At 67.1% G+C, this 7,131-nt stretch carries 7 protein-coding genes; 5 read left to right on the plus strand and 2 right to left on the minus strand.

Going from position 1 to position 7,131, the window contains the following annotated elements:
• The first annotated feature begins 120 nt into the window (after nucleotides 1-120).
• The 3 genes from QZY03_RS23390 to QZY03_RS23400 all read left to right on the plus strand — a co-directional run bounded on the left by QZY03_RS23390 (nucleotide 121) and on the right by QZY03_RS23400 (nucleotide 4,518).
• Complete coding sequence (locus QZY03_RS23390; RefSeq protein WP_295585094.1) at nucleotides 121-3,417, plus strand: PLxRFG domain-containing protein; 3,297 nt, start codon at nucleotides 121-123, stop codon at nucleotides 3,415-3,417.
• Between the two features lie 22 nt (nucleotides 3,418-3,439).
• Complete coding sequence (locus QZY03_RS23395) at nucleotides 3,440-4,141, plus strand: peptidoglycan-binding domain-containing protein (protein WP_295585096.1); 702 nt, start codon at nucleotides 3,440-3,442, stop codon at nucleotides 4,139-4,141.
• A gap of 134 nt (nucleotides 4,142-4,275) precedes the next feature.
• Nucleotides 4,276-4,518: a hypothetical protein gene (locus QZY03_RS23400; protein WP_295585098.1), complete on the plus strand. Its 243-nt coding sequence runs from the start codon at nucleotides 4,276-4,278 to the stop codon at nucleotides 4,516-4,518.
• A 101-nt stretch (nucleotides 4,519-4,619) separates the two neighbouring features.
• Here QZY03_RS23400 and QZY03_RS23405 read toward each other — a convergent pair whose 3' ends face one another.
• Together QZY03_RS23405 and QZY03_RS23410 are read right to left on the minus strand one after the other, a co-directional pair.
• On the minus strand, nucleotides 4,620-5,189 hold the full coding sequence (locus tag QZY03_RS23405; RefSeq protein WP_295585099.1) for a ProQ/FINO family protein: 570 nt from the start codon (nucleotides 5,187-5,189) through the stop codon (nucleotides 4,620-4,622).
• An 88-nt stretch (nucleotides 5,190-5,277) separates the two neighbouring features.
• Nucleotides 5,278-6,072, minus strand: coding sequence for a BRO family protein (locus QZY03_RS23410; RefSeq protein ID WP_295585101.1), 795 nt, complete (start codon nucleotides 6,070-6,072; stop codon nucleotides 5,278-5,280).
• Between the two features lie 301 nt (nucleotides 6,073-6,373).
• On the opposite strand from QZY03_RS23410, the gene QZY03_RS23415 reads away from it, so the two are divergent.
• The gene (locus tag QZY03_RS23415) at nucleotides 6,374-6,643 is read left to right on the plus strand and encodes a BrnT family toxin (RefSeq protein WP_295585103.1); all 270 of its coding nucleotides are present in this window, start codon (nucleotides 6,374-6,376) and stop codon (nucleotides 6,641-6,643) included.
• A complete protein-coding gene (locus tag QZY03_RS23420) occupies nucleotides 6,612-6,932 on the plus strand; it encodes a BrnA antitoxin family protein (protein WP_295585105.1) in 321 nt (106 codons plus the stop codon). The genes QZY03_RS23415 and QZY03_RS23420 overlap by 32 nt, the downstream gene beginning before the upstream one ends.
• Nucleotides 6,933-7,131: the final 199 nt, after the last annotated feature.

Genomic DNA, 7,131 nt, shown 5'->3' on the forward strand with positions numbered 1-7,131 from the left:
GGGCCACGCCCGCCGATGGACGGCGGCTGGCCGCGACGATCGGCCGCCGCAACCCCCGGCTCAGCACACGCTTCGGCACCGCCGTGGCGTCAGTTGCGGGGCCTGCGCCCAGCTGCAAAAATGGCCAAAGTCGAGATAAAGTCATCCGACAAAAACGACGGCACCTTCGGCCCCTCCCTCGACATCCGCTTCTCCCTCGCCGCCCCCGCCGACAACGGCGGTTCCCCCATCGGCGGCGGGCGCCGCCTGTTCGATGGCATCCGCGCCGCCCTGGCCGAACCGCGGGCGCGCTTGGGCGATACCTGGCGCCAGGCCCTGCCCACGCTGTTGGCCACGCTGACACTGCGCCAACTGCGCGACGTGGCGGCCAATCGCTTGCCCGGCCTGGCCGGGTATGTGGACGCCCGCAGCCGCATGGAGACCCGGCGCAACGCGATGATCGACGATGCCGGCGGCTTTGCCGACGACTGGGAGTCCTGGGCGCGGCGACCCAAGAACCGCGCCGAAGCGCGCGCGGTGGCGGACCTGATGCACGGGGCCACTCTGGCTAAGGTGGACCCGAGCGACTATCAACCGCTTCAGGTGGCGGTGAAGCTGGGGCCGAGTGAGTTGTTCTGGCGCGACCGCCCGGCGACGCTGGCCCAGGCGGCGGAACTGATGAAGCGCGCGCGTCAGTTGGCGCGCTCGCGCAAGCAGGAAGACAAGGGTCTGGCGCCCTATTACATGCTGGCCTCGCAGAAGGTGCGGGTGGCGGCCAAGGCGGAACTGGCGCGCGCCAAGGCGCTGCTGGCGCTGGAGCGCCAATGGGCGACGCTGTCCGATGGGCAGACCTTCGATGATGCCGGCAAGCCCTATGCCGACCGCGAGCTGGCGCAGGTGGCGATTGCGCAACGCAGTGCCCGCGGCGGCGATCTGCGCGGCAAGGTGGTGACGCCGCGCCAGACAGAAGACGGCTGGGTGTTGCAGGAACTGGGCGGGCGGCAGGTGTTCGTGATGGCGCGTGACACCTATGAGCGCCGGTCCAAGGAAATGATGGAGGCCCTGCTGGAACGGGTGCGGGAGTCGCGCGGCCTGGCCGAGAAGAGCAAGGAACAACTGATCGCGCAAATCCGCCGCGAGTTCGAGCAGACCACCGACGAAACCGGCAACCCGCGCATCGGCCCCTACTTCCCGTTGCAGCGCTTCGGCAACCTCTACGCCTACCTGCGCAAGCTCCCGACCGCCACCATCCGCCACTTCCGCAAACACGACGGCGAACCCTTCGCCAGCGAATCGGCCGCGCGCTCGGCGCAGCGCCGCCGCGATCTGCGCGGCATCGATACCCAACCCCAGGAACTGGCGGACGGCGGGTGGGCGCTGGTGGAGGTCGGCGAGCCGTGGTTCGGCACCTTCGAGTCCGAGACCGAGCGCCGCCGCGCGGTGGATAAGATGACCGCGCAAGGCTGGCGCGTGATCCGCCAGGGCGCGACCGCCTTGTCGGGCAATCCGGGCGAGGTGGTCAGCGAGGGCTTCATCGCCCAAGCGGTGCAGCAGTTGACCCACAAAGGCGACAAGGACGCCGCGGATATGCTCTACCAGATGTATCTGACACAGATGCAGCAGATGAGTATGCGCAAGCATTTCATCCACCGCAAAGGCACCGCCGGGTACAGCCAGGACGCGCTGCGCGGCTTCGGCTGGAACATGACGCGGCTGGCCAATCAAATCGCCAAGCTCGAGCATGTGCCGACCTTGGAGCGGCTGCTGGGCGAGATCGAGTCCGACATGAAGGAAGCCCAGCGCAGCGCCGACGGGGTGGACGCGACGGTGGCGAATCACCTGTTCAAGGAGTTGACGCTGCGCCATCAGTGGATCATGTCCCCCGACAACCATCCGCTGACCAACATCGCCGCCGCGCTGGGCTTCATCTATTACGTGTCGCCGGCCGCCGCGCTGGTCAACCTGACCCAGACGGCGATCGTCGCCTATCCGGTGCTGGCCAGTCGCTACGGCTGGCAAGGCGCGGGCACGGCCTTGACCACCGCCCTGCTGGACGTGGCCCGCGGCTTCTCGCCGATCGTGGTGAAAGGCTTCCTGACCGGGCGGCCGCTGCCCAGCCAGGCCGCCAACCTCAGCGACGAGGAGCGCGCCGCCTTTACCGCCTGGAATAGCTCCGGCATCCGCGACCGCACCCAGGCGCACAACCTCGCCGGCATCGGCGACAGCGATAACTTCCTCAATGGCCCGGTATTCAACCGGACGATGGCGATCATCTCCTCGGGCTTCCACGCGGCCGAGGTGGTGAACCGCGATGCCACCCTGCTCGCCGCCTACCGGCTGGCGCGCGCCGCCGGCACGGGGCATGAACAGGCGATCACGGAGGCGGAAGAGGCGACCTGGACCGCGCATTTCGACTACGCCAACGCCAATCGTGCCCGCATGATGCAAGGCAATTGGGCGAAAGTGCTGTTGATGTTCAAGAGCTACTCGCAGCACATGCTGTATTTCCTGGGGCGCAACCTGTACCTGGCCACCCGCGGGGAATCGCCCGAGGTCCAGCGCGCGGCGCGCGTCCAGTTAGGTGGGGTGCTGGGGATGACCGGGCTGTTCGCCGGGGCGCTCGGGCTGCCGTTGGTGGGGACACTGTTCAGCGTCATGAACCTGGTGGCCGCCACCTTCGGGGATGACGATGACCCGTGGGACACGGAAACCGAGTTCCGTAACTGGCTGGCCGCCACCTTCCCGGCCAGTGTCGCCGGCATCATCGACGGGGGCGCGGTCTCCACCCTGACCGGGTTGGACTGGCACAGCCGGGTCGGCCTGGACGGGCTGGTGTGGCGCTCCCCCGACCGCGACCTGAACGGCGCCGGCACCTTCGCCTATGTGGTGGAGCAACTGCTGGGGCCGTTCGGCGGGATGCTAGCCCAGCCGTTCACCGCGGTTGATCTGATCGCCGATGGACAGTGGCAGCGCGCGGCCGAGGCGATTGCGCCGAAGTTCCTGCGCGATCCGCTACGCGCCGGGCGCTATGCCGCCGAGGGGGTCTTGACCAAGATCGGCGAGCCGGTGGTGGAGCGCGAGCGCCTTAGCACTTACGAGTTGCTGTGGAAGGCGCTGGGCATGAACCCGGCGCAGATCGCCGTGCAGTACGAGGCCAACGCGGCGGTCAAGCTGTACGAAAGCCGCATCCTGGAGCGGCGCCAGCAGTTGCAGGCCGCCTATGCCATGGCCTATCTGCATGGGGAGAGCGCCGCCCTGCCGAAGATCCAGGCGCAGATCACCGCCTTCAACCGCGCGCAACCGACCATCCCGATCAGCCCCAGCACGCTGCGCGCGGCCATCCGCGGGCGCCAACGGGCGGCGCTCGAAACCACCCACGGCATTCGGGTCAATCGGCGGTTGGAACAGGTGCGGGACGTGGGGGCCTTTGGTGGCTGAGAGCAACGGGATACGGACCAACATGAGCAAACGCTTAGGCGAGACGATCGCGCAGCAAGAAGTGGCGGGGCTGTTGCACGCGGTTAGGCGACCGCTGCATACCGGGTGGATTCACTGCTCGGCTTCTGACCGGCCGGAGCATGACCGCGCCCAGGTCATGGACCAATGGCACCGCGCCCGCGGCTGGAGCGGGATCGGCTACCACGCTTTCATCACCAAAAGCGGGGTGGTGCAGATGGGCCGCGACTGGGGCCAGGAACCCGCCGCGCAGGAAGGCCACAACACCGGGGCGCTGGCCCTGTGCCTGCATGGCTTGGCGCTGGAGCGCTTCGCCCTGGCGCAGTTCGCCGTGCTGCAGGCGCTGGCGGCGGCGGTCGACGCGGCGCACCTGCTGCGGTGGCGCGGCCACTGCGAGGTCGCCGCCAAGGCCTGCCCGGTGTTCGACTACCGCCGCGTGCTGGGGCTGGATGCCCGCGGCCAGCGCCAACCGCACGGCGCGACCGAGGTCCATACCGCGGGCACCGTGCGGCTGTTCGATCGTGGCGACCAGGTGGCCCAGGTGCAGCAGGCACTGTGCGACCGCGGGGCCTTTCTGGTGGTGGATGGGCTGTTCGGCCGCGCGACCGAGGCGGCGGTGATCGCGTTCCAGACGCGGGCGGGGGTGACGCCGGATGGAGTGGTGGGGCCGGAGACCTGGGCGGCGTTGGCGGCGGTGGACGGGTGATTGACCTGGGTACCCACCGCGCATTGATGCGCATTGATACGCATTAGGCCGTAGGTTGGGGTGAGGAACAAACCCCAATATCCCCGGCCGCTGAGCGTTGGGGTTCCTTCGTCACCCCAACCTACCGGGCTTGAATGAACAGGAAAACCCCACTGGCCCGCCGCGCGGTTGAATCGCCGGTGAGGCCGTTTGAGATCACCATTACCCCAGGGCCAGATCAAGCAACAGCCACGCGGGCGGAAACCGACGCGGCCCTGGGGGCGCTGTTCCTGGGGCTGACGAACGCGATCAAGCGGGGGTATGAGGTTGATCTCTCTGACCCTCGCCGCATTGTTGTGCGCGGTGAATTGCTGACATCAGCGCGCGAGACGTCATGAATAATTCCTCTGAAATTCCCGGCTTGACGTTTTTTCCGCCAACCACGCAAGCCTGTTGACGTCGCCGGCGCGCATTGATGCGCATTCGCTCCCCGCACTCACTAACCGACGACCCTCCGCCGCTTCTTGATCACCACCACCGGCACGGTCGGGGCCACTGGCGCCGCGACCGGGGCGGGGACGGCCGGCTGCTGCGCCTGCTTCGGCTTGGGCTGCTTGGCTGGCTTGGGCGCCTTCGCCTTCGCCGCCGCGGCCCGCCGGGCGGCGGCTTGCGCCTGGAGTGCCGCCTGCGCTGCCGCCTGCGCTGCCGCGTGACGTGCCGCCCGCTGCGCCCGTGTCGCGGCCTTCGCGTCCGCCGCGGCGCGGGCGCGTTCGATGCTGGCCGCGGCGAGCGCGGCGGCCTCGGCGGTCACTGGCTCGGTGGGTTGGCCCTGGAGGTCGATGCGCAGCGCACCGGCGACGAGGGTCTGGCGGTAGCGGGTGCGCCCGCAATACTGCGGCAGCACGGCGGCAACCTGGGCCGGGCGCAGGTCCGGGCGGGTCGCGGCCCACGCCTGGATGGCGGTGTGAATGCCGATCGCCAGTGGGCGGATGGCCGCGGCATCGGCGGGGAAGGCCAGCGGGAACGCCTCGCGCAGGGCCAGCAGGGCGGGGTTGGGTGGCTTCTTCATCGGTCGGGGCTCCGGGGTGAGGGCCGCGTCCGGGCGGCCGGGGTCAAGGGGGGGCGTCAAGCCGGCGTCACTGACACGGCGCTGGGGATCATTGGGCCTCCCCGGCGCGCTGCGCCAGCTTCAATTGCTCTTGGATCGCCAGCCAGTCGGGACGCGGCGGCAGGGCGGTGCCCATCTGCTTCTTCCATTCGCGCTTGAGCCACAGCGTCCAGGGCCCGCCCGCTTCGACGTACTCCGCCAAGTAGACCTTCTTGAGTTCGCCAACCCAGATGACGAAAGCGAGGTTCATCGCGGCGATCTCGCCGACGGTCGCCAGGGCGCGTTCGAAGTCGGCGGCCGGCAGGTCGGCGATGTTGTGCAGCCGATGCGCCAGGCGCAGGCGGTTAAAGCCGTGCTGCGTGCCCTCTTGGCCGAACAGTCCGTAACTGAAGGCGCGACTCATGGCGGTTGCCAACTCCTGCTGCTGGCGGGTGGTGCAGCGTTCGTAGTCGGGGATCGGTTCCGGGGCCGCGACCTGATAGCGGCCGGTTTTGATGATGCTGGGGATCACCTCGTCAAACACCCACGACTCGAAGGCGACAGCGCCGGGCAGGTTGCTGCCGACTACCAGACGGCACACGTCGCCTTGAGGGATGATCTTGGTCTTTTGGTCAAGGTCTTGATTCTGTTGGATGGGATGTTTCGTCCCATCTGGATCGCTCAATGACTTAGCGCGCTTGCAGTGGCGAGCGACAGCCTTGTGAGGCTCTGCGTAACCAAGCGCCGCGGCGATGTCTCGCGCTACGAACCAGGGTTCTCCGTCGATCGTGATGACGCGGATATTGAAGGACTGGCCGAAGGTGAAAACCGCGGGCGCGGGTGAGATTTGGGCGAGGGTTGTCATGTGAATGACTCCTGAGCAGGCTTCCCGCCCCACGCTACCAAACGTGGATGGCGGACCGTGCGGGGTTGGTAGACCGGGCTCAGGGTCCGGCGCACCCGAAGGTGCCCCCACACGGCCCTGAAACTGGAGCCGTGCGTTCATCCATGAAAAAACCGCCATGCGGCGGTTGTCCGCCTGAGTCTTCCGGGCTACCAAACCCGACCGCTGGGACCCCAGCGGCAGGATCAGCATAGGCCGGGCGTGGCGGCGCGGTCAAGGGCATGGCTTGCTTTGGGTTGTTGCCGTATATACAATAAAGCCGATGGACATCACGTTCGATCCCGCCAAAGACCGTCTGAACATCGCCAACCACGGGATGTCGCTGGCGGTGGCGGAGGATCTGGAATGGGATCTGATCCTGGTGAACGAAGACACGCGCGCGGCGTATGGTGAACGGCGGTTTGTCGGTTATGCGCCGATCGGCCAAATGATCTATTGCGTGGTGTTCACCGAAGCGCATGACCAGTATCGCATTATCAGCCTGCGTGAGGCAACCAACCATGAAAAACGCACCTACATCGATCACATCTAAGTCTGGCCGGGTCTTTGTTCTGAACAGCGAGGAAGACGACGCCCGCATCCGCGCGGGCATCGCCGCCGATCCCGACACCTACGAATTAACCGACGCGGAACTGGCCGGGCTGCGTCCGCTCGGGCGCGCGTCCGGGCGCCCCAAGGCCGAAGTCACCAAGCAGCCGGTCTCCATCCGCCTGTCACCCGAGGTCGTAGCGTACTTCAAAGCCGGCGGTCCAGGCTGGCAGACGCGCATCGACGCGACGCTGCGCGCGTATATCGCGGCACAACGCGAGGCGGCGGTATGAGCCACGCTCCACCCTGCGGCCCTGGTTAAGGGGAAATTCGCACGATTAGCGATAGGCGGATTTCCTCATAAATCTAGCTAGGATTCACCCTTCGTGTATACATGCAAAGTTCTGTGTCGTTCGAATTGCAGCGCAAAATTTGTGGATGAAAAAATTCAGGATTCGTGATATTCAGCGGGAGCGAGTCCGTTCTCGCATA

This window comes from uncultured Lamprocystis sp., assembly GCF_903933125.1.
Lineage (GTDB): Bacteria > Pseudomonadota > Gammaproteobacteria > Chromatiales > Chromatiaceae > Thiodictyon.

What these genes read in the sequence shown, in the direction of transcription:
- QZY03_RS23395 (WP_295585096.1), top strand. Translation starts at nt 3,440, where the DNA reads ATGAGCAAACGCTTAGGCGAGACGATCGCGCAGCAAGAAGTGGCGGGG.
- QZY03_RS23405 (WP_295585099.1), bottom strand. Translation starts at nt 5,189, where the DNA reads ATGAAGAAGCCACCCAACCCCGCCCTGCTGGCCCTGCGCGAGGCGTTC.
- QZY03_RS23390 (WP_295585094.1), top strand. Translation starts at nt 121, where the DNA reads ATGGCCAAAGTCGAGATAAAGTCATCCGACAAAAACGACGGCACCTTC.
- QZY03_RS23415 (WP_295585103.1), top strand. Translation starts at nt 6,374, where the DNA reads ATGGACATCACGTTCGATCCCGCCAAAGACCGTCTGAACATCGCCAAC.
- QZY03_RS23410 (WP_295585101.1), bottom strand. Translation starts at nt 6,072, where the DNA reads ATGACAACCCTCGCCCAAATCTCACCCGCGCCCGCGGTTTTCACCTTC.
- QZY03_RS23400 (WP_295585098.1), top strand. Translation starts at nt 4,276, where the DNA reads ATGAACAGGAAAACCCCACTGGCCCGCCGCGCGGTTGAATCGCCGGTG.
- QZY03_RS23420 (WP_295585105.1), top strand. Translation starts at nt 6,612, where the DNA reads ATGAAAAACGCACCTACATCGATCACATCTAAGTCTGGCCGGGTCTTT.